Raw genomic sequence first — 22,857 nt, 5'->3', positions numbered from 1 at the left:
GCCCCGGCGGCGCCTGCCGCGCCGGCGGCTCCGGCGCCCACGGCGACCGCCGCAGCGATCACCCGCCCCGCGCTGAACCTGAGTGCCGTGCGCCGAGGGCAGCCGCGCGTCCTCCCGGAGCCCCCGGCGCCGACCACCCGCATCACCGCGGCCGTGGACGTCCCCGGCTACACCCCGGGCACGGCGCTGGACTTCAACGACATCACGGCCGGGATCATCTCCCGCGCCAACGCTTTGAAGACGGCGGGCGGGGGCGTGGGCCAGGTCATCTCCTACCGGCACCCGTACCCGCAGGAGCTCATCGTCACGGACTCCTCCTCCGCCCCGGAGGGCACCACGGTGTCCCTCCAGGCGTCGAGTCAGCGGCGCCTCCCGGAGGGGGAGCTCGTCGCGTCGGGTGGCTGGTGCGCGCCGTCGGAGACGATCTACGAGCTCACGGACACCGCGTGCCCGGACCTCCTCTGGGACGCCCCGGAGATCCAGCTCGCCCGTGGCGGCCTGCGTTACTACAAGCCGCTCAGCCTGGACGTGGCCGCGATGACGTGGGTCCACACGGAGGCCGACGACATCAACGGCTCCGAGAAGCCGTGCTTCCGCATCCCGTGCCCGGACCCCGTGGAGGTCCGCTGCGACGCCATCGGCGTGTGCCTGGAGGCGGGCATCCTGACGCAGCGCCACTTCCCGGAGCTCGTCTCCTGGTACCTCCGCAACGCGATGGTGGCGCACGAGATCCGCGTCAAGCAGTACCTCTTCCAGCAGGCCCTGAACGCGGCGACCCCGGTCACCATGGACCCGACGTTCGGTGCGCTCTCCGCGACGTTCGCCGCGGTTGCCCTCCAGGCCGCCGACATGATCGAGCGTCACAGCCTCTGCGAGACCACCGCCCTGGAGGTGGTGTTCCCGTACTGGTCGCGTCAGCTCTTCCTCGCGGACCTCGCCCGCCAGAACGGCTCCAACATCTGTGACCTGGACCCGAACTGCATTCAGAGCACGTTCGCGAAGCTCGGCGTTCGCGTCCAGTTCGCCCGCGGCCTCAACCCGGCCGTGCCCAACGAGATCGGCGGCACGGTCCCGGCCACCGCGTTCCCGGGCGCCGTGAAGTTCCTGATGTACCCCTCCGGCTCCCTGGTCATCGGCCGGGGCGAGGAGGTCAACCTCGGCGTGGTCCACGACTCCACGAAGTTCCGCTTCAACGACTACACGGCGCTCTTCGCGGAGGAGTGCACCGCCCTGGTGGACCGCTCCGTGGACACCCGCCTGGTCACCGTCCCCGTCTGCCCGGACGGCTCGACCGGCGCGCAGCTGGAGATGGTCTGCACCGCCGGCGAGTCCGGCGGGGACGCGAGCTGACACACCCCCGGCCCGTGGCGGGCCCTGGTACCTGAGCCTGGGCCCGCCACGCCCCCACCCGCCCACGGAGGTGTGGCATGCCCGCAGGGATGCGGAAACTCGTCCAGCCGATCCCCGGCACCCCGCTGCCCCACGGCATCCTGAACACCTGCGCCACCGTGGAGGACGTCCAGGACGTCCACGAGCTCATGGGCGTGGAGTGGATGGCCCTCGGCTGCTGCCCCGTCCAGGAGTGGCAAGACCCGTGCCTCACGGACGAGTCCGCGGGGGAGGAGTCCCCCGGGGAGCGGCCGGAAAAGCAGTTCTGCCGGCCGAGCGTGGAGCACGCCTCCCCCATCACCCTCTATGCCGGCGCGGAGTGCTCCTCCATCGGCTGGTCCTACGAGGAGGCCGTGGCGCACGCCACGGCCACGATGGAGCTCGGGGAGCAGCACGGGTTGGAGGCCGCGTTCTGGTCCCGGCTCACCGCGGACGCCGTGGACCTCACCCCGCCCGCCGGGCCGGTGTCCGTCGCGCAGGGCGTGGCCGCGCTGGAGGGCGCCCTCGCCGAGGGGTACGGCGGCGTGGGCGTCCTCCACGTCCCGGCCGGCCTGGCCGCGCTCCTGGGCTGCTGCCGCATCCTCACCGAGGACCCCAGCACCGGCGCGCTCCTCACCCTGGCCGGGAACTGCGCGATCATCGGCGCCGGCTACTCGACGCTCAACACGGGGCCGGGCGGCATCCCCGCGGACCCCGGCACGGCGTGGATGTACGTCACCGGCCCCGTGCACATCCGGCGCGGCCCGATGGACGTCATCCCGGACCGCTCCGCGTCCCTGAACATCCGCACCAACGACCGGCGCGTACTCGTGGAGCGGACGTACGTCGTCGGCACCACGTGCACCGTGGCCGCGATCAACGTGGAGGCCTGCGCGTGATCGACATCATCCGTGTCCAGCCGGCGCGTGCACTGCGCCGGGACTTCGCCCGGTGGGCGGTCGCGCAGGAGCCGAAGGTCCGCACCGTGTCCGAGTCGGCGTTCGGCGTCCCGCCGCGCCTCTTCACGGACATGCCCGAGGCCCTGCTCCGCGGCTCCCTGGTCGACGGCCGCGCCTACGTGGCGGTTGAGGACGAGCCGGCCGCCCCGCACGACGCTCCGGAGCTCCTGGGCGTCGACCGGCCCGACGCGCCCCGGCTCCTGGAGTGCGGGCTCTGCTACGAGGAGAACGGGCAGGAGGTCCACCCGCATCCCGAGTGCCCCCGCCGGACCCTGGAGGCGACGCCCGGCGACGTCCTCCCGGCGGTCCCGGCGTCCGCGTACGGGCCCGGCGCGGTGCCGCTGGAGCCTCCCGTCTTCGCGCCGCTGGACGACGCCCCGCCGGAGCGCGAGGACTTCGTCATGGTCGGAGAGGACGGCCCGGAGACCGTTGTCCCCCTCGGGGACACCAGCGGGGACACGGGTGGCCCCCGGCTCCCGGACGAGGAGACCGCCGCCGGGGCGGCGCCCCCGGTGACCAGCGGGGACATCCCCGGGGACGAGGGGGACACCGGCGGGGACACGGCGGGGGACAGCGACTCAATCGACCCGGCCTCCCGGCATGCGTGCCCGGAGTGTCCCCGCTCCTTCGGATCCGGCCGAGGCCTGGACGTCCACCTCCGGCGCGCCCACCGGGAGGCATGACGTGCCCGTGCAACCGCTCCCGTGTACCGCGGGAGGAGGCAGCACCCCCGGAGGGGAGGCGTGCTGCTCACCCTCCACCACGTCCACCCCGGTATGCCTCGCGGACGGCACCCCCGTGCTCCTCCTCGTCGCCACCCCGTGCGCCTGCGACGGAGCCCCGCCCGGCGAACCCGGCGTCGTCGGCTGGCTCAACCCGACCACCGGAACGTTCACGCCCGGCCCGCTCCCCGCCGGCGCCGGACCGTGCCCGGACACCGCCGACTGCCCGCCGGTCCCCATGTGCCCCCAGCTCCTCGGCCTCACCGGCCCGGAGACCTGGAGCGTCCCGGACCGCACGGAGTCCGTGTCCGTGACCGTGGCGTGCGGCCCGGTCACCGTCACCGACTGCGCGGGCAACGCCACGGCCATCAACGAATGCGGGGTCGGATTCTCCTGGTCCGCTCCCGGCACGCCGTGCGCGCCCGGCGTGCTCTGCGGCTCCCTCGCGGTCGACGTGCCGGAGGGCTCAGCCGCGTACGTCCAGTGGTCCGCCCCGTGCGGAGGTGAGGAATCGTGACCGGCCCCTCCAGCCAGCGCGGTCCGGTACGAGCCCACGACCCCCTGACGGCCCACCAGGCCGCCCACTGGCGTGCCCGGCCCGGCACACGCTCGCACACCCCTTGAAGACGAGGAGACACCCCCATGGCCGGTAAGAGCTGCTGCGGCGGCGGTGGCGCATCCACCGTGACGGTGCAGATGCCCGCAGACAACGAGGTCGCCGTCCTCTGCGACGCGGCGCCGGACGGCACCAGCATTCCGTTCCTGCGCCGATACAGCGTGGCTGCTGACGGCACAGTCACGACGACGGACACCGCCCTGGACGGCACCACCGCCTACGCGACGGCCGGCACGGTCACCACGTGCGGACCGGGAGGCTCTGAGGAGTCCCCCGGCGCCACGCCGTCCGGCAAGACCGTCATCGAGCGGTGTGGCTGCGACGACACAGACGGCGACGGCACCGGGGACGTTCAGTACACGGAGCTTTGGGCGGTCGACCCGGACGGCGTGGACGCCCCGGCGCTCCTGGGCGCCTACCAGGACGGGGACCTGACGCAGCCCTACACGCCGGTCGCTCCCGTTGAGTGCACCAGCGACGGCGACGTGAGCACGCCGACCACCCCGGTCACCATCCACACGGGCGGCGCGAACCTCGACGCCTCGGCGTCAGCGACGCTTCCGGCGGGCCTCCAGTCCCTGACCGTGATCACGCTCACCGGGAACACCGTCGTGACCACGGACGCGGGGCCGGTCACCATCCCGGCCGGGGCCTCGCTCACCTGGTCCGTTACCCGCGGCCAGGACCAGGCCCTCACCGTCACGTCCGTCACCACGGGGCCGGCCGCCACCGCCCTCGTGGCCTGGACCTACGCCGCCTGAGACTCGGGGAGAGAGACATGAGCGGAACCAGCGGCGCCTACACCGTCCCCCGGACGTACGACAGCGGGACGTTGGCGGATGAGTTCAACCTGCTGCCGATCGCGGCCAACACCTGGAGCGGCGTGGGTCTCAACATCACGTTGCCCGGCGCGGGCGTATACCGCGTGGAGGCCGAGGTCCGCGCCTCGGTCGCCGGCGGCGGCTTCGTGTCCGCGCGCCTGTTCAACACCACGGACTCGGTGATCATCGCCCAGACGAACCGGCTCGTGAACCAGCTGAGCGGCGCCACTGCGAACCAGGGCCAGAACACCACCGCACCCGCCACGGCGCGCGTCGCCGTGGACGGGCCGACCGTAATTCGGCTGGAAGCCATGCGCGGGGACCAGGCCGGCGTACAGACCGGCGCCAGCATCGTCAGCAACCCCGGCGGCCAGACCTGGCTCAGCTACGAGCGCATCGCCTGACCGGTCCCCCCGCCCCCTCACGTCCAACCCGCCAACACCGCTGTACCGCAAGGAGATTGACGTGCCAGTCGGAGGAAACTTCAGCTGTGGGTGTGGCGGCGGTGCGGACTGCCCGTCCTTGACCACGCCCATCGCGACCACGGGACTCTGTCTCCCGGACGGGACCCCACTGGCGGTCATCCTCGAACGGGACTGCTCCGGGAACACCCAGCAGACCGGATGGATGAACCTCTCCACCGGGGCGTTCACCACCGGCGTGCCTCCGGCCGGCGCCGCCGCGTGCGGCGACTCCCGCTCCATCCAGGTGTCCGGCGTGTTCTGCGACGTCACCCCGGACGGCACGGTCCACGGCCTGGTCCTCGTGGAGTACCACTACGACGACGCAGGGGCCATCGACTCCGTCCGCCTGGTCGACGCGGCCACCGGCGCCACCTACGCCCTCACCGGCGCGCTCACCGTCTGCCAGGCCGGGGACGACGAGTCCCCCGGAGAGCCGGCACCGGCGCGCCAGATCGTGGAGCGCTGCGGCTGCGATGACACCACCGGGGACGGCGTCGGAGACGTCCAGTACGTGGAGCTCTGGTCCGTCGACACCAGCGGCGCCACCGCCCCCCTCCTCGTGGGCACCTACCGTGACGGCGACTTCGACCAGCCGTACATCCCGGCCGCGCCCGTCGACTGCACCCCCACCTCCGGGGATGAGTCCCCCGGCGAGCCGGAGCGGGTGTGCGCGCCCCAGATCGTGGAGCGCTGCGGCTGTGACGACCCGGACGGGGACGGCCTCGGGGAGGTCCCGTACACGGAGCTCTGGGCCATCGACCCGTGCATTCCGGGCGCTGCTCCGGTCCTCCTCGGCACGTGGGCGGAGGGTGACTTCGACCAGCCGTACACGCCCGTGGCCCCGGCGGCCGTGTGCGCGGGGGAGCTCTCCGACGAGTCGCCCGGCGAGCCCGCCCACGCGCTCGAGGTGGCGCCCGTCCCGCTATGTGTGATCGATGACGCCAGCGGCCACACGCTCCAGAACGTGTTGGCGGAGGTGGTGTACGACCAGGCCACCGGTGAGCGCGCCGGCGTGCGCTACGTGGACGCCGTGGACGGGTCACCGGTCGCGGTGCCGGGCGGCGCGCACCTGGCCGTGTGCCCGCCGCCGGACTCGTGCCGGGACTGTTCCACGGTCGTGCTGTGCGACACCGACGTGAACCCGCCGGCCACGATCACCGGTACCGCGGCGTCGGGCCGGTTGGCGAACGGCGTGAGCTGGGCCGTCACCGCTCCTTCCGCGTTCGCGCCGACCCGCCAGTCCGGCGGTGACGCGTGGTGGGGTCTGGCGCTGTTCCCGAACCCGTCGGTGCCGCTGACGACCTACACCTTCGACCAGCCCGTCACGGCGGAGTTCAGTGTCGGGCTCAGCTACTCCACCGACACGACCCCAGGGCAGAACACGGTCCAGCTTCCCGCCGGGGCGGTGCCGCTCCAGCTCCCGGCCGGATACACCTACGACCGGGCCACGTCGGTGCTGTCGGTGGACTCCACGGTCACGGGCTGCCCGCCGGTCACCGCGCCCACCCGCGAGAGCACCGCCCGGTTCCGCGTGAGCGGGGTGTCCAGCTTCGGTCTGAAGTACTTGGGCACCAAGGTCCTCATGACCGCCTGCAAGGTCTTCGGGAGCTGGATCTTCGGCGCGGTCGACGTCACGCTCGGCGGGCCGTTCCTGCGCACCGTGTGCCGCGACTGCGACGGCGCGGTGATCTCGACGGCGGACACGCTGCTGAACGGCTCGGGCCCGTACACGCCGGTCGGGCTGGTCGAGGTGTGCCAGCCTGCCGCGCCCGAACCCTCAGGAACGGGCTCGACGGTCGAACTGTGCGACACCGCCACGGACGGCACGGTCACCCCGTTCCTGAGGCACGTCACGTACACCGCTGACGGCGCGCCCGACACGGTCACCGACACCGGCATGGACGGAACCAGCACGTACGTCCCGTCCGGCGACGTCGGCACGTGCACCGGGGCGCCGTGCGCCGCGTCCACGACGGTCGAGCTGTGCGACTCCGCTCCGGTCGACTCCGGCGCTTTGGTGGCGCGGGCAGCGACGGACCCCACGCCGTACTTCCAGACCGGTGACGGCGTGAACAAGCTGGTCGTCCTCGCGGACCCGGCGCCGTTTTGGGCGGGCGGGTCGCTGACCGTGGACGGCCCGGCCGGCGGCGAGACGACGGCGGACCCGACGCACCGCTACACCGCGGCGGTCCTGTCGCTTCCTGCGGACGCGGAACCGCCGTGCGGCCAGTGGCCCGACACGCTGACGCTGACCGTGGGCGTCACGCTCACGAACAACGGCCCTGCGGCCGGGAACGGTGTCGACGGGCGCCTGGCTCTGTGGAACGGCACTACGAGTTTGGCGACGGCACAGAGCACCGAGACCCCGGTCGGCACGACCAAGACCCTCGCCGTGTCCGCGCCCGTGTCCCGGGATGACCTGGTGGCCGGGCTCGTCGCGGTCGAAATGGATCTGGAGACCAAGCACACCGGGCTCAAGGCGTGGCTCGCGTCCGACCTGACGATCTCCCTCGAAGGCGACACAGACGGGTGCGGCACCCGCTTCCTGCGGACGATCCGCCGGGACTGCGCCACGGGCGAGCTGGTGGACGTGCTGGACACCGACTACGACGGCCAGCCCTACACGCCGACCGAACCGGTCGGCCCGTGCCCGGCCACGGCGGCCGCGGGCGACATGCCCGGCTGCGCGGCCACGGTCGAAGTGGTGCGGCTGTGCGACATGAACCCGGACGTTCCGGCGGACGACGACGGCAAGCGGTGCGCGACGCCGTTCCTGCGGTCCATCGTGTTCGACTGCACGGGCGCGGTCGTGTCGACGCGGGACACCACCATGGACGGCGTCACCCCGTACACGGCCGTCACCCCGGTCGACTGCGCCGGCGGGGTCCCGGCGCTGACTGAGGTGCCGTGGAACGTCACGTCGATCGTCCCGGACCCGGACAACCCGACCAAGGGCCTGATCTACAGCCTGTCGCCGAACGACGACCCGACGATCACCGGCACGGTCAAGGTCGCGGTCACGAACCCGCTGAACGCGACGTGCCCGAACACCCCGCCGAACTACTCCGTCAGCAACGCGTCGAACTACCTCTTCACCCCGGACGACGTGCTCAAGGAGCACGCGACCTACCTGCGGATCGACCTGCTCGACTTCGATGCGTTCGAGCCGGTCGTGAACCTTTCGCCGCGCCCGGACCGGCTCGGCGGCACCGCGTACTTCTCCGGGTCGACGATCCTGCCGACCGCGTCCAACGGCACCGGGGAGATGTACTACGACGGGCCGCCGGACCAGATCGCCTACCGGGTGAACAACACCGGCGGAGGGGTCTCGTGCTCGACGCTCAGTTTCGCCGCGGTGTCCCTCAAGCCCGAAGGGTGCTGCGGGTGCGCCGGCGGCGACGCGGGCAGCGGCGAGGGCGGGCCGACCGTGCAGCAGCTGTGCGTCGCGCCGACCTCGGACCCGACTGCGCTCCAGGAGTGGACGCGGATCATCCAGCCCGACGGCACCACGATCTACTACCTCGACCCGACCGGCACCCGCTACGACAACACCCTCCCGGCCGGCTTCACGATCGTGCCGTGCGACTCGGCCACGCCGTGCCGGGACGCGGCCACGTTCCTGCTGTGCGACGTCGACCCGGATTGCACGTCCGGCGGGACCGCGACCGCGACCGACACGGACGTGCTGCCGTACAACAACTGGGGCAACGGGCCGACGCCGCCGAACTGGTGCTTCAACACCACCGCGGGCCAAGGCGCGCCGCTGTGGGCCGGCGGGTCGCTGGTCCTGGGGCCGGACCCGGCCTGTGACCACGGGTCGAACTCTCACCGGGCGGTCGCGGCCACGCTCGCGGCAGGGGCGGCCGGCGCGACCGGCACCGTGAATTTGACGGCGTCGGTGCACGTCCACCTGGACGGGCCCGTGGCCGGGGTGAACGGAGACGGCCGGCTCGGGCTATGGGACGCCACGACGGGCACCCGCCTCGCGTACGTGTCGGTGGTGTCGTCCGCGCCGGTCGGCTACGACAAGATCCTGACGGTCACGGCGCCGGTCGACGCCGCGGCGCTCGCGGCAGGCCAGATCGTCGTGTCGCTGGACTTGGAGACGTACCACGGCGGTAGCAAGTCGTGGACGGTCGACAGCTTCGAGTGGTCGGCGGACGTCCCGGCGTCGCAGTGCGGCCAGCAGTTCCTTCGGAAGATCACCACGGACTGCACCACCGGCGCGGTGACGTCGGTCGTGGACACGCTGCTCGACGGGACGCCGTACACGGCCGCTGGGGACGTCGGCGAGTGCCAGACCGTCACCACTGACCCGGGCACGCCCGCGGCGCCGTGTGGGCCCGTCCAGGCGCTTGAGCTGTGCGACGTGACGCCGGACGGGGTGGTGCCGTTCGTGCGGCACCTGGCGTACGACTGTGACGGCCTGGTGGCCATGGTCACCGATACCGGGCTCGACGGGTCGACGCCGTACACGACCGCCGGGAACGTCGTGTCGTGCGAGTTGGCTGCGGCAGACGCGGAAGGCTCGTCGGGGACGCCGGAGGTGTGCACGTACACGCTGCCGGACACGCCGACCGGCTTCGACATGGCGAACGCCTCCTACCCGGGTTGCTGGGTCGGTGACGCGCTGAACCCGAGCTACGCGTACGGGGACCGGGTCACGTCGTGGGAAGGGACGTACCACACCGACGCGTCGACCGTGTCGAACCTGTCGTTCGACAGCCCGACGCTGGGCGGTCTCCTCGACTTCGGGGCGTTCACGCCGACCGTGCCGGGCGACCCCACGATGTCCGCGCACGGGTACGTCGGCACGGCGACGATCAACGGCATCGACATCACGCTCACCGACACGGGCGGCATCGGACTGTCGCACCAGGCGGGCAACACCCTCGCGGTCCGGCTGCACCAGAACACCGGGTTCCGGCTGGAGTTCTCCGAGCCGGTCGAGCTGACGCTCACGACGGACCACTTCGCCGACCCGGCGTCCGACAAGGAACGGCTGTGCGCGGTCACCGCGGTCACCGTGCCGTGGGACGCGACCAAGCAGCCGGACGGCACGGTGGTCGACACGGCGACGGGCCAGCCCGTCCCGGACGACGCGACCGTGACGTGCATCCCGGGCACCCCGGGCGACACCCAGTGCTGCCCGACGGGCGAGACGCTGGCGCTGTGCGACATCGCGGCGGACGGGACGACCGTCCCGTTCCTGCGGCGGCTGACGTACACCCCGGGCACGCTCGCGCCCACCGTGGCAGACACCGCGCTGGACGGCATCACCGCGTACGTGGTGACCGGGACGGTCGGCGTGTGCGACGGGCCCGGTGAGCCGGACTGCGTGCGGATCGTGCTCTCCGCGTGCCGGTGCGATGACACGGACGGGGACGGCGTCGCGGACGCCGGGTACGTGGAGCTCCTGGCGGTGGACTGCGAGGGCGTCCTCACCGCCGTGGGCACCTACACGGAGGACCTGGCGGCCCCGTACACGCCCGTGGCGCCGGTCGCGTGCGACACGGTCGGCGCGGAGCCGGTGGTCTCCGTCCAGGCGCACCGCATTGAGCTCGCCGCCGGGGAGTCGTGGGACGCCTCCACGGTGGCCGGCCTCCGCTCCGTCACGCTCTCCGCGCACACCGGGGACGGACTGGTCACCACGGCGGACGGTGCCTCCACCCTCTTCGAAGGAGAGTCGGTGTCCTGGTCCGTCACCAAGGAGGCGGACGCCGCGCTCACCGGGCCGCTCACCGTGGACGCGGTGGACGGCGTGATCACCGTGGCGTGGACCCGCACCGGCTGACCGCCCCGCGGATGCCGGGCCCGCCACCACGGCGGGCCCGGCCCCCCTTTTTTTGAGCTGAGGAGTCCTCATGTCCGGTACCACCGCGTCCGTGGCCGTCCCGTCGACAGACGCGGAGTACGAGGTCCTATGCGATGACGCAGGGCAGTTCCTTCGCCGCTACGCCTCCGGCCGGAGCGGCGCGCCGGCCGTCACGGACACCGCCCTGGACGGCGTCACGCCGTACACGCCGACCGGCGCCGTGGTGCGGTGCGGCGCCCCCGTCTCCAGTCCGGAGATCGCCTCCACGGTTCAGCGGCAGACCGGAGCCGGCACGCTCACCATCCCGGCCGGGGCCCGGTCCGTGACCGTGGCCGTCTACGCGGGGGAGCCGACCCTCACCATCGGCGCGGGGACGCCGGTCGCGCTCCTGCCGGGGACGTCGCTCTCCTGGGGCGTTCACCGCGGCGGGGACCTCGCGGAGACCCTGGCCGACGCCTTCACGTTCACCGCCGCGGACGGCGACGACCTGATCGTCTCCAGCACCCGGGAGGCGTAGCCGTGACGGCGGGGACCAGCGGCGCCTACACCCCGCCCGTCCGGGGGGTCGTGGAGCGCGCGACCGGCGTCACGGACGGCTCGGGGAACGTGACGTTCACCTGGCCGCCCGGTCGGTTCACCGCCCCGCCGGTGGTCACCGTAGGGCTCCAGGGCACTGCCGGCTTCCGGTCGTACGCCATCACGGCGAACACCACGGCGGCCACCACGGTGAACGTCCAGGCCTCGGCCGGTATCACCCTCCTCGGGCTCGGGGTCCTGGCCGTGGGCGCGGCGGCCCCGGGCGTCACCGTCCATGCCCACGCAACAGCCGCTTGACGCCGGGGCCGCCCGGCTAGACTCCTGGTAGCTGCTGGTTCTGGGCCGGGCTGAGACGCACAGCGTCCCCCCTTGCTGCTGGTTATGGGCCGAGCCGTCCAACTCCCTGTTGGAGGGCCACCATGGCAGCTCCCCTCATTTCCAACGCGGCCACCGTCCGGCTCACGCGCGTGGACGGCTGCGGCCGCCCCGTCTGCGGCGACGATGCCTCCTACGTCACCGACTGCTTCGCCTCCGTGGAGATGGAGGCCAACACCGACGACGGCACGGACGTCACGTTCACCGCCGCCAACGGGCGCCAGTGCGGGTTCAAGAAGGGCTGCCCGACGCTCAACGGGTACGACCTCACGTTCACGTTCTTCCAGGCCTCGCCCGAGATGATCGAGATCATGACCGGGAGCCCGGTCTACTTCGGCTACGACAACAAGCCGATCGGCTTCGACTCCTGCTCCATCCCGTGCAACACCGGCTTCGCGCTGGAGGTCTGGACGGACGTCCTCGGGGACGACGTGTGTGACGACCCGAACGCGCAGGGCGCGTGGGTGTACTTCCTCCTGCCGTGGGTCACCGGCGGCCTCCTGGGAGACCTGGAGCTCGCCAACGAGGCCGTCAACCTGGAGCTCACCGGCTCCACGAAGGCGGGCGGAAAGTGGGGCGTCGGCCCCTACGACGTCCAGGCCGTGGACGCCGCCGGCACGCCGGGACAGATGCTCACCCCGCTCGGTTCCACCTGCCACCGCCGGACGTTCATCACCTCCATCGCTCCGCCGGAGCCGGACACCACGTACATCCCGGTGGCCGGCGAGTTCTGCATGGCCTCCTGATGTCCGAGGTCGACATCGTCTGTCCGGTGCGGGAGGGGACCGCCAACGAGGCGTTGCGCTACGCGCTGCGCTCCTGGGCGGCGAACCTCCCGCACCGGCGGGTGTGGCTGGTGGGGTATCGGCCGCCGTGGGCCGGCGGTACGGAGTTCATCCCGACGCACCAGGCCGGGCAGACGAAGTACCGGAACACCACGGCGGCCATGCGCGCGGTGTGCGAGCACCCCGACGTGTCGGACACCTTCCTCTGGGCGAACGATGACTTCTTCGTCATGCGGCCGGTGGAGGGCGGCATGCCGGTGTATCACCGGGGGCCGGTGCGGGAGGTGGAGGCGTACTACGCCACCCGCGGCAACGGCGCATATCTCCGTGGGCTCCGCGAGACGCGGGACCTCCTGGTGGAGCTCGGCCACAAAGAACCCCTCTCCTACGAGCTCCACGTGCCGCTCCCCGTGACGAAACGGGGGATGCTCGCCGTCCTGGAGATCGGCCGGCACCTCGACGTGCTCCACAAGCGCACCGCGTACGGGATGCTCGCCGGGATCGGCGGGACGCGCATGCGGGACGTCAAGATCCTCCACCGCCGCCCCGTGCCCACCAGCGGGACGTTCCTGTCCACGATGCCGGATAGCTTCCGCAACGGGCACGTGGGCCAGTTCATCCGCAGCTCCTTCCGGCAGCCCGGGCCGTACGAGACCAGGAGGCGGGCGTGAGCCTCCAGGTGGGCCCGTGCGAGCCCTGGCCGGTAGAGCTCTGCTGCGAGACGGGGGAGCAGGACCCGGCGGACGTGGAGCGCTGGACGCGCGTGGCGTCCACGATCCTCTGGCACATGTCCGGCATGCGGTACGGGCCGTGCCCGGTGACCGTACGGCCCTGCTCCCGCGCGTGCCTGGACACCGCCGGGCCGATCTCCTTCCAGGCCGTCACGGGCGCGCCCACGGGCGGCTGGGTGCCGTACATCGACGCCGGCGGGGTGTGGCGCAACGCCTCGCTGTGCGGGTGCCGGCGGAGCTCCTGCTCCTGCTCCGAGCTCTCCGAGCTGCATCTCCCCGGCCCGGTGTACGACGTCCAGGAGGTCAACGAGAGTGGCCACGTCCTGGCGCCGGGCCTGGAGTACCGGGTGGACGCGCCGGGCCGCCTGGTGCGGCTGGGCGGGGAGCAGTGGCCGCGGTGCCAGGAGATGTCCGAGCCGGCTGGTGCGCCCGGCACGCTGACCGTGACCTACCGGTGGGGCCTGGACCTCGACGCCGCCGCCATCGCCGCAGTCTCCGAGCTCGCCTGTCACTTCCTCAAGGGCTGCTCCGGCGGCGGCTCCTGCGGCTGCCGGGCGAACCGCAACGTGACCAGGGTCCAGCGCCAGGGCGTGGAGATGGAGCGCCAGGACGTGACGCTCCTCTACGCCGCCGGCCTCACCGGCCTGCCCGTCGTGGACACCTGGCTCATGGCCGTGAACCCGCACCGGCTCCGTTCCTCATCCCGCGTGTACTCGCCGGACCTCCCGCGACCGCGGGTCACTACATGGCCGTAGGAGGCCTCCCATGCCGCTCACGCCGTACTCCGTCCACGACCTGGCGGAGGCCGTCCTCGGGTGCGTGTGTGCCGCGCTGGACGCCGCCGAGGCGGAAGGCGTGGAGGGCGCCCTCGGGTGCCCGTGCCGCGCGTGCGTGATCCCGGGCGCCGTCGCGTGGGACGGCTGCGACGCCGCCGAGGGATGCGGCCAGGGCGGCGGGCCGCCCGGTCAGCTCACCGTGTCCGTGGCGCGGATCTACCCGGCCGGGGACCGCTTCCCGCTCGCGGACTCCACCGTCCAGGGCCTCCGCGGCTGCACGCCGCCCCCGCTCACCGCGGCGGAGCTCATCATCACCCTCCTGCGGTGCGCGCCCGTGGTGGATGAGGGCGGCTGCCCGCCCACGTGCGAGGAGCTGAACGAGGCGGCCCGGGCCGTGCACGTGGATGCGGCCACGGTGTACTCCGCCCTGTGGTGCTGCCTGCCCGGCATCGGCCCGAACCCGCGCCGGCCACGCCGGTTCGTGATGGGGCAACAGACCGTGATCGGGCCGCAAGGCGGTTGCGTGGGGGTGGAGCAGCGCGTCACGGTGGCGTTGCCGGGCTGCGGGCGCTGCCCCGGGGAGGGTCTGCCGTGAGCGTTCAGGTGAGGGTGGACCCCGGCGTGATCTCGCGCCTCCTCCGGCTCCGCAACGGCCCCGTGGAGCGGCGCCTCCGCGAGCGCACGCGGAAGGTCGCGGACATTGCGGCCCGGGAGGCGCCGGGCACCATGGGCTCCTACGTGGAGTGGGACGTGGAGGCCGGGCCGCGCGGCCTCCAGAGCGTCATCACGTGCAACCACCCGGCCGTGCGGTTCGTCCTCGACGGCACCCGCCCGCACATCATCCGGCCGCGCCGCGCGTCCGCCCTCCGGTTCGAGGTAGGCGGCGAGGTCGTGTTCTCCCGGCTGGTGCGCCACCCGGGCACCCGGGCGAACAACTTCATGGCCCGGGCGCTCCGCCTCGGCCGGTAGTTGACCCCCGGCGGGTGGCGTGTCAGCCTGCCGGGAGCTGATCAGTGCAGCGGCGGAGGCCGCTCCCCTTCACCCCGGGGTTACCCTCGGGGGCCCCTCATGCCGGGAGGGCGGGGAGCGGCCTCCGTGCCGTCCCGGCACCCGCCGCGCGCGACTACCCTGCACTACGCGTACGCCGCTGGTTGTGGGCCGGGCGATGGCGCGGCGGGAGCAAAGGACCCACCAGTGGGCGAGCGCAAGACATTCACGCTGAACACGTCCCCCCACGTCGCGGAGCTCGGCGAAGGCCTGGAGCTCCACTTCGTCCCCGAGGTGATGGGGGACGAGTTCCTGGAGGGCTACGTCCAGCTCCAGGAGGCCACCCGCGGCATCGGCGGCACCGGCCCGGACGGCACCGGCGGGATGGACATGGAGAAGGCGGTGGCGGTCATCCGCGACCTACGCGGGTTCCTCTTCAAGCTCCTCATGCCGGAGTCGCAGGAGGTGTTCTCCCGCTTCGTCGTCGTCAAGGGCGGCCGCGAGGTCAGCGCCCACGTGCAGGAGGACGAGGCGGAGGCCGCCGCGGCGGGCCTCAAAGCGGCCACGGTCCGGGACGAGTCCCTGAAACTCCCGATGCGGGTCCTCATGGAGCTCATGGAGTGGGTCGCCCAGATCTACGGCGGCGGGGCCCGCCCTACTGGGTCGTCCACCGCCTCCTCCTCTCCATTGCCGAGGGGTACGAGGCGTGGGACGGCCACCTCAGCCTCCAAGGGGTAGACCTCCACTCCTGGACCCTGGAGCGCATGCTCAACGCGGCGGAGGCCTCGATCGACGCGTCGGCCGAGGATGACGGGGAGCGGACCCGCAACCGCGCGAAGCTCTACGCGCCTCCCGCCGGCGCCGTCCGGCGCGGCACTCAACGTGCCGGCGTCACCAGGCCGGCCACGGGCGCCTCCAGGCCGAGCGCACCGCCGGGTCAGGGCGGCATGTCCAGGAGCCACGCACAGGCCCTCATGGCGCAACTGGCGGCGGAAGACGCCCGCCTGGCAGGCCCGCGTAACGGCTAGTCTGGAGCCATTCCGCCCCTGGTGGGGCGGGCTGCCGACTGGTTTTGGGCCGGGCACCGCGCTGTCTGGTTATGGGCCGGGCGACCATCACGCACTCCGTGAGGTCCCCCGGTGGCCGAAGACGAGGTCGATTACGGCACGGCCCGTATCCGCATCGAGCTGGACGACAGCACGGCGGAGCGGGACGGCCGCGAGGCCGGGGCCCGCCTGGAGCGGGCGCTCGACCGCTCCACCCGCAACATCGGGCGGACGATCGCCCGGAACATCCAGCGCGGCCTACGTGAGGTCTCCGCCTCCGTCGTCGTAGAGCCGGACCTCTCCCGGTTCGAGCGGACGCTCCGCGCGCAACTCCGGGCCCTGCCCGACGTGCCGGTGAGCGTCGCCCCGGACGTCACCCGCTTCGCCGCGTCGCTGCGCGCCCAGCTCCGCGACCTCCCGGACGCCGCGGTCCGCGTCGCCCCCGACGTGACCCGGTTCGCCGCGTCGCTGCGCGCGCAGCTCCGGGACCTCCCGGACGTCACGGTCCGCGTGGCGCCTGACGTCGCCCGGTTCGAGGCGACGCTCCGGACGCAGCTTCGCGGCCTGGCTGACGTCCCGGTCCGCGTCGCCCCCGACGTCGCCCGGTTCGCCGCCTCACTCCGCGCCCAGCTCCGCGGCCTGGCGGACGTCCCGGTCCGGGTAGCGCCGGACGTCGCCCGGTTCGAGGCGACGCTCCGGACGCAACTCCGGAGCCTGGCGGACGTCCCGGTCCGGATCGAGCCGGACGCCGGCCGGTTCGAGGCTACGCTCCGCGCGCAACTCCGGAGCCTGGCGGACATCCCCGTCCGCGTCATCCCCGACGCCGGCCGGTTCGAGGCCACGCTCCGCGCCCAGGTGCGCCGCCTCGCGGACATCCCGGCCCGCGTCGTCCCCGACGCGAGCCGATTCGACGCAAGCCTGCGCACGCAGGTCCGCCGCCTGGCCGACGTTGCGGCCCGCGTCGTCCCGGACCTCTCCCGGTTCGAGACCCGGCTCCGTGCGGCACTACGCCGGCTGGAGGTCCAGGTCCGCGTCATCCCGGACCTCTCCCGGTTCGACCGCGGCCTCCTACGCGGTCTGCGGGACCTGGACGGGATCAACATCCCGGTGAACCCCGACCTCTCGGAGTTCGAGGCCCGGCTCATTGCCGGCCTCTCCCATATCGACGCGATCAACATCCCCGTACACCCGGACCTCTCCGGGTTCGACGCGTTGATCCGTGCGCACCACGTGCCCACGGTCACCGTGCCGGTGAACGCGGACGTGGACGCCAACCGGTTCACGCGCGCGCTCTCCGGGCTCGGGAAGGTCGCCGGGAAGGCCGGCAAGGGCCTCACCAGCCTCCTGAAGTTCGGCGCCATCGGCATCGCCGCGGCGTCCTCCGCGCAGGGAATCGGCGCGCTCCTGGCCGCGCTCGCCCCAGCGGCCGGCATCATCGCGGCCCTCCCCGCCGGCATCCTCGGCTTCGAAGCCGCCCTCGGCGCCTTGAAGCTCGCCCTGATGGGCGTCTCCGACGCCTTCTCAGCGGCGCTCACCGGGGACGCCGACGAGTTCGAAAAGAGCCTGGAGAACCTTTCCCCGGCCGCGACGAAGGCGGCCCAGGAGGTCCGCGCCCTCAAGCCGGCGTTCGACGAGCTCCGCAACTCGGTGCAGGGCGCGTTCTTCCAGCAGATCGAGGGACAGATCACCTCCACGGCGAAGGCCCTGGACGGCCCACTCCGCAAGGGGTTGTCCAGCATCGCCGGGGAGTGGGGCCGGGCCCTCTCCGCGGCCCTCGGGTACATCCGCGGGGCACAGGGCGTATCGAACGTCAAGAGCATCCTCACGGGGGCACAGCAGGCCGTTGGGGGTCTCGGCGACACCACGAACAAGCTCACCGCGGGCGTCCTCCAGATGGCGGCCGCCATCTCCGACGCGTTCGGCGCGAAGCTCTCCTCCGCCATCAGCAACGCCGGTGAACGGTTCGGGACGTTCCTCCAGCAGTCCGCGAAGAGCGGGGAGGCCGTCCAGTGGGTGGACACCGCCCTGACCGTCTTTGCGCAGCTCGGTGGCGTCCTCCAGAACCTCGGCCGGATCATCGCCGGAGTCTTCGACGCCGCGGACAACGCCGGCGCCGGATTCCTCGCCAACCTCCAGACCATCACGGCCAGCTTCGCCGCGTTCGTCAACTCCGCCCAGGGACAGGAGGCACTGGGCAACGTCTTCGCGACGGTCGGGAAGATCGCGGCTCAGCTCGGGCCGATCCTGTCCGCGCTGGTCCAGCAGATCGGCGCCATCGCCCCCGCGCTCGCCCCCGCGTTCGTCGCGATCGGCCCGGCCATCACCGGCCTGATCAACGCGCTCGGGCCGGCCCTCGCCCAGATCGCGCCCGTGGTCCAGGAGGTGGCCAGGGGACTGGCCAACGCCTTCGCTGCGATCGGCCCGTCACTTACCCCGCTGGGCGGCGCCATCGCCGCTGTGGTCTCGGCGCTGGTCCCGCTCCTGCCGCTCGCCGGGCGCCTGGTGGCCGTCCTCGCCCAATCGCTCGCGCCAGTCCTCTCCACGCTGGCCGGCCTCTTCGCTCCGATCATTGAGGAGCTGGTGGGCGCGCTCATGCCCGCCCTGCCGCCGCTCGCGGCAGCCTTCGTGACGCTGGTTCAGGCCATGGTGCCGCTGGCGTCCGGGATCGGTGACGCGATCGCCACCCTCCTTGCAGGGCTCGCGCCGGTGCTGGGCAGCCTCGCGGGCGCCCTGGCCCAGGTAGCGGTGGCCCTCGACCCGGTCATCGCAGCGATGGCGAGCGCGCTCCTCCCGATCCTTCCGCCCCTGGTCGAGGCGTTCAACGAGATCCTTCAAGCGCTCATCCCGATCCTGCCGCCGATCGTGGATCTCATCGCCGCCCTGGCCCCGCTGGCGGTGCTCCTGGTCCAGCTCACGGCGCCGGTCCTACGGATCGCGGCCGCCTTCGACGGCTGGGTCATCATCCACACGGTGGTCCCGCTGGTGTCGGGCCTGGTGAGCGCTATCGCCGGCCTGGTGGACGGGCTCACCTCGGCGGTCCAGTTCATCACCAGCCTGCCCGGCCGGATCTCTGGCGCGTTCGACACCGTCACCTCGGCGGTCGGCTCATTCTTCTCCGGCCTCTTCTCCGGCGCCTCCGCCGGCCTCTCCTCAGCCGGGGAGAGCGTGATCGGGTTCTTCACGGGTCTACCGGGCCAGATCGGCTCCGCGCTCTCCTCCGCCGGCGCCTCCGTGGCCGGGTTCTTCGCCGGACTCTGGGACCAGGTCACCAGCGCCCTATCCACCGGCCTGGCCTCCGTGGTGGCGTTTTTCACCGCTCTACCCGGTCAGATCGTGGCGGGCCTGGCCGCGCTCCCCGGGCTCCTCCTGGACGCGTTCACCTCCGCCGTCGCCTACGTGATCATCGGGCTCCTGACGGTCTTCGCCGGGCTGATCTACACGTTCACCGTCCTCCCGGGGCAGATCGCTACCGCCCTGGCGAGTCTGGGCACATACCTGCTCGCGGCGTTCGTGACCGGCTGGAGCCTGGTCACTACGTGGCTCGCTGCGGCGCTCACGGCGGTGGTCGATTTCTTCGTAGCGCTCCCTGGCCGTGTCGCGGCCGCCCTGGTGGGGTTTGGAGCGTTTGTCCTGGCCGCGCTCATCACCGGGTGGAGTGCCGTAACGACGTGGCTCGGCCAGGCGCTCACCGCGGTGGTCGATTTCTTCGTTGCTCTCCCGGGCCGCGTGTACGGCGCGCTGTCCTCCTTCGGAGCGTTCCTCCTGCGGGCGTTCACGAGCGGCTTCAACTCCACCACGGCGCACATCACTTCATGGATCGCGTCATCGGTGACGTTCTTCCAGGCGCTCCCCGGCCGGGTCTCAAGCGCCCTCTCGTCCTTCGGGCCGTTCCTCCTACGCACCTTCACCTCAGCGTTCGCCAGCGCGAACAGCCGGATCTCCTCATGGATCTCCTCGGCGGTCTCATTCTTCAAGGCGCTCCCGGGCCGGGCCGCGTCCGCGCTCTCCGGCCTCGGATCCCGGATCGCCGGTGTCTTCTCCAGCGCGGCATCCCGGGCGAGGAGCGCGGTGGGCTCCCTAATCTCCGGCGTGGTGAGCCTCTTCAGCGGCCTCGGCGGCCGGATCGCGGGCGCTCTGGGGAACGTGGGCGGCCAGATCATGGCCAAGGTGAAGGCGGGCCTACCCTCCGCCGTCCGCAAGCTGCTCCCGTTCGCCAACGGCGGCATGGTCCTCGGCCCGACACACGCTCTGATCGGTGAGGCCGGGCCCGAGGTCGTCATCCCCCTGACGCGGCCCCAGCGGGCCCGGGAGCTCGCGGAGGAGTCCGGGCTCCTCAACATCCTCCGCGCCGAGGACCGGCCGCCACGCGGAGGCGCCGGCCAAGCGGGCTCCACGGTGAACCAGTACGTGACGATCCACGAGGTGGGAGACGCGTGGCTCACCGCGCACCGCGTCACCACCCGCCTCGCCCTGGCGGGAGGCCTCCTCTGATGCTGCTGGACTACTTCACGCTCGGCGGGGTGGAGGTCGCCAACCACAGCCGCCTGGCCACGTACCTGGAGACCGTCGGCTCCTCCCTCACGGAGGCCACGGTGTGTCGGTGCGAGACGTTCACCGCGGAGACCGTGGGGGACCTCCCGTACACGACGCCGGCCGAGGACAGCGCGCCTTGGTACGACCCCGACGTGCCGGAGTCCGCGGAGTTCGCCGGGCTCCTGGTTCTCTCCATGGAGGGCCTGGACGCGTACCCGGTGAAGCGGTCCGTGACGAACGCGGTTCAGGGCGGCGGCAGCTTCGGTCCGGCCCGGGCGCTGCCGCTCACGGTCACCGTGACCGCGGTCCTCCTCGGCGCGTCCTGCTGCGGCGTGGAGTACGGCCTCCACTGGCTATCCGAGGTCCTGACGGGCTGCACCACCGGCCAGTGCGAAGGCGACTGCCTGACCATCTTCCAGTGCTGCCCGGGCGAGGAGGAGGACCCGAACACCTTCCAGGCGCGGCGCCGCCGGAGCCTGCGCCGCGTGGCCCTGGTCGACGGTCCCACGGTGACCGCGCGCCACGGCGACGGCTGCTCCGCCGGCACGTGCCAGAACGGCGCGGACATCATCACCGTGGAGTTCACGCTCACCGCGGCCACGCCCTGGCTCTACACCGACACCATGCCGGTGCTCGAGGTGGACCCGCCTCGGGATGACACGCCGGGCTGCGTGACCTGGTGCCTCCACGGCACGGAGGACGGATGCGGCGGGACGTGCCGCCTGGCCGCCTGCCAGGACCCCACCGCGGCGTGCTCGGATCCTCTGTGCCGGCCCTCCATGGCGCCGCCGTCCCTGGCGACGCTGGACACGTGTTACTGCCTGCCCCTGGCCGCCGTGCGGGAGTGCTGGGAAGTGGACCTCACCGGCCGGCCGAGTTGGTCCGTGGACGTCCCCGTGATCATCATCCGGGCCGGGGAGGGCGGAGACCTCCGCAACCTGACCCTGACCCTCTACCAGCGCACTCCGGGAGACGAGGCGTTGAGCTGCGAGGACATGGCCGACCTCCAGAGGTGCGACCCGCACTCCGTCTACACGGTGCGCTACCTCCCGGCCGGGGGCGCGCTCACGCTGGACGGGCAGATCAACCGGGCCATGGTGGAGTGCGGCGGCGTGTGCGAGACCAGCCCGGACGTGTACGGGCGAGACGGGCTCCCGCCCACCTGGCGCCCCCTGGACTGCGCCACGTATTGCCTCTGCATCGAGAGCGACGTGGCGAACCCGCCGCCGCCCGGGACCGTGATCCAGCTCGGCGTCTCCGGAAGGGGCTGGTGACGTGGCCTCCGCCGGCTGCGGCACTCACCAGGCCCGCATCGTGACCCGGAAGGGCGCGACCGTCGCGGAGGCGGACGTCCTCACGGAGGTGGACTGGGGCCGAGAGCTCAATGAGTTCTCCTCCGCCCGGGTCCTGATCAACCCCTCCGGGGACTGCTGCAACCACCTCGCCAACGTGCGCTCCTGGCTTCACGAGCTCCAGATCTTCCGCGACGACAAAGCCGTGTGGTGGGGGCCGATCCTCCAACCGCAGTGGTCCGTCAACGGCGTGGAGATCTTCGCCGCGGACCGCCTGGCCTGGCTGGACCGCCGCGTCCCCCACGAGTCCATCACCTTCGGGGACTCGGACCTCATGGACGTGGCGGCCTGGCTCATTGAGGACGGCTACGCGCCGGACGACCCCGGGCACTCCATCTACACCGTGGGCCGGGCTGGGGTGAGCGGCGGCCGGGCGTACACGAAGGACGTGGGCCAGACGCTGGACCACCTCCGGGACCTGGCAGAGACCGGCCTCGACTTCACCGCCGTCGGCAACACGATCATCCTCCTGCCCGACGCCTACTCAGCGAGCGTCGGCTCCCTCAGTGACGGAGACTTCCCGGAGGGTCTGGTGGTCGCGGAGGACGGCTCCAACCTGATCACCCGGTGGATCATCGCCGGGGACGAGGACTCCGGCGTCCTCGTGTCGGAGGGCGGCGCGGACGCGGAGTACGGCCTCCTGGAGCGGTATGAGGAGCAGACCTCCATCACCACCGCCGCGTCCGCGACCGCCGCGGCCCGCTCCAAGCTCCTCGGATCCGTGCCGGCGCCGATCTTCCTGGACACGCAGCAGGTGACGATCTCCCCGGAGGCCGCGGTGGACGTCGCCTCCCTGGTGCCCGGCTGGAGCCTGGACATTGCCTCCACGGCCACGTGCCGGACCGTGGCGCAGCGCCTCAAGATCGTGGGACTCAAGGTGTCCGAGACCGGCGGCGGGGAGGACGCCCCGGGATCCGAGAGCGTCCAAGTTCAGCTGGCAGTGACCGGCGCGGAAGTATCGGGAGCCTGA

19 protein-coding genes are annotated in these 22,857 nt (G+C 72.4%); all 19 read left to right on the top strand.

The window, feature by feature from the left end; translation table 11 throughout:
- Positions 1-1,350, top strand: a 1,350-nt coding sequence (locus L1885_RS02835) for a major capsid protein (protein WP_235795341.1), incomplete at its 5' end; no start/stop codon positions are given.
- Positions 1,351-1,427: 77 nt separating this feature from the next.
- Positions 1,428-2,267 carry a cupin gene (locus L1885_RS02830; RefSeq protein WP_235795340.1) on the top strand — a complete coding sequence of 280 codons (840 nt, stop codon included), beginning with the start codon at positions 1,428-1,430 and terminating at the stop codon, positions 2,265-2,267.
- Positions 2,264-3,010: a C2H2-type zinc finger protein gene (locus tag L1885_RS02825; protein WP_235795339.1), complete on the top strand. Its 747-nt coding sequence runs from the start codon at positions 2,264-2,266 to the stop codon at positions 3,008-3,010. Before L1885_RS02830 ends, L1885_RS02825 begins: the two co-directional genes overlap by 4 nt.
- Positions 3,011-3,125: 115 nt before the next feature.
- A complete protein-coding gene (locus L1885_RS02820; RefSeq protein ID WP_235795338.1) occupies positions 3,126-3,566 on the top strand; it encodes a hypothetical protein in 441 nt (146 codons plus the stop codon).
- 125 nt (positions 3,567-3,691) lie between these two features.
- Positions 3,692-4,426, top strand: coding sequence for a hypothetical protein (locus L1885_RS02815; RefSeq protein WP_235795337.1), 735 nt, complete (start codon positions 3,692-3,694; stop codon positions 4,424-4,426).
- Positions 4,427-4,443: 17 nt separating this feature from the next.
- Positions 4,444-4,890, top strand: coding sequence for a hypothetical protein (locus L1885_RS02810; RefSeq protein ID WP_235795336.1), 447 nt, complete (start codon positions 4,444-4,446; stop codon positions 4,888-4,890).
- Positions 4,891-5,008: 118 nt separating this feature from the next.
- The gene (locus L1885_RS02805) at positions 5,009-10,744 is read left to right on the top strand and encodes a hypothetical protein (protein ID WP_235795335.1); all 5,736 of its coding nucleotides are present in this window, start codon (positions 5,009-5,011) and stop codon (positions 10,742-10,744) included.
- 70 nt (positions 10,745-10,814) lie between these two features.
- A complete protein-coding gene (locus L1885_RS02800) occupies positions 10,815-11,282 on the top strand; it encodes a hypothetical protein (RefSeq protein WP_235795334.1) in 468 nt (155 codons plus the stop codon).
- A gap of 2 nt (positions 11,283-11,284) precedes the next feature.
- Entirely contained in the window at positions 11,285-11,599 is a 315-nt protein-coding gene (locus L1885_RS02795; RefSeq protein ID WP_235795333.1) for a hypothetical protein, read from the top strand.
- A gap of 122 nt (positions 11,600-11,721) precedes the next feature.
- A complete protein-coding gene (locus L1885_RS02790; protein WP_235795332.1) occupies positions 11,722-12,423 on the top strand; it encodes a hypothetical protein in 702 nt (233 codons plus the stop codon).
- Positions 12,423-13,133 (top strand): hypothetical protein, encoded by a 711-nt coding sequence (locus L1885_RS02785; RefSeq protein WP_235795331.1) that lies wholly within the window; start codon positions 12,423-12,425, stop codon positions 13,131-13,133. Before L1885_RS02790 ends, L1885_RS02785 begins: the two co-directional genes overlap by 1 nt.
- On the top strand, positions 13,130-13,948 hold the full coding sequence (locus L1885_RS02780) for a hypothetical protein (RefSeq protein WP_235795330.1): 819 nt from the start codon (positions 13,130-13,132) through the stop codon (positions 13,946-13,948). The genes L1885_RS02785 and L1885_RS02780 overlap by 4 nt, the downstream gene beginning before the upstream one ends.
- A 10-nt stretch (positions 13,949-13,958) precedes the next feature.
- A complete protein-coding gene (locus L1885_RS02775; RefSeq protein WP_235795329.1) occupies positions 13,959-14,564 on the top strand; it encodes a hypothetical protein in 606 nt (201 codons plus the stop codon).
- Positions 14,561-14,938 carry a hypothetical protein gene (locus L1885_RS02770; protein WP_235795328.1) on the top strand — a complete coding sequence of 126 codons (378 nt, stop codon included), beginning with the start codon at positions 14,561-14,563 and terminating at the stop codon, positions 14,936-14,938. The genes L1885_RS02775 and L1885_RS02770 overlap by 4 nt, the downstream gene beginning before the upstream one ends.
- Before the next feature lie 225 nt (positions 14,939-15,163).
- Positions 15,164-15,694, top strand: a complete 531-nt coding sequence (locus L1885_RS02765) for a hypothetical protein (RefSeq protein WP_235795327.1) — start codon at positions 15,164-15,166, stop codon at positions 15,692-15,694.
- Between the two features lie 26 nt (positions 15,695-15,720).
- The gene (locus tag L1885_RS02760; protein ID WP_235795326.1) at positions 15,721-15,984 is read left to right on the top strand and encodes a hypothetical protein; all 264 of its coding nucleotides are present in this window, start codon (positions 15,721-15,723) and stop codon (positions 15,982-15,984) included.
- A 111-nt stretch (positions 15,985-16,095) separates the two neighbouring features.
- The gene (locus tag L1885_RS02755) at positions 16,096-20,493 is read left to right on the top strand and encodes a hypothetical protein (RefSeq protein ID WP_235795325.1); all 4,398 of its coding nucleotides are present in this window, start codon (positions 16,096-16,098) and stop codon (positions 20,491-20,493) included.
- Positions 20,493-21,809: a hypothetical protein gene (locus L1885_RS02750; protein ID WP_235795324.1), complete on the top strand. Its 1,317-nt coding sequence runs from the start codon at positions 20,493-20,495 to the stop codon at positions 21,807-21,809. The genes L1885_RS02755 and L1885_RS02750 overlap by 1 nt, the downstream gene beginning before the upstream one ends.
- A 1-nt stretch (position 21,810) precedes the next feature.
- On the top strand, positions 21,811-22,857 hold the full coding sequence (locus tag L1885_RS02745; protein ID WP_235795323.1) for a hypothetical protein: 1,047 nt from the start codon (positions 21,811-21,813) through the stop codon (positions 22,855-22,857).

This window comes from Streptomyces fuscigenes (assembly GCF_021556455.1).
Taxonomy (GTDB): Bacteria; Actinomycetota; Actinomycetes; order Streptomycetales; family Streptomycetaceae; genus Streptomyces; species Streptomyces fuscigenes.
Note: the sequence above shows the minus strand (reverse complement) of the source record. Positions and strands in the feature narration are given on the sequence as shown.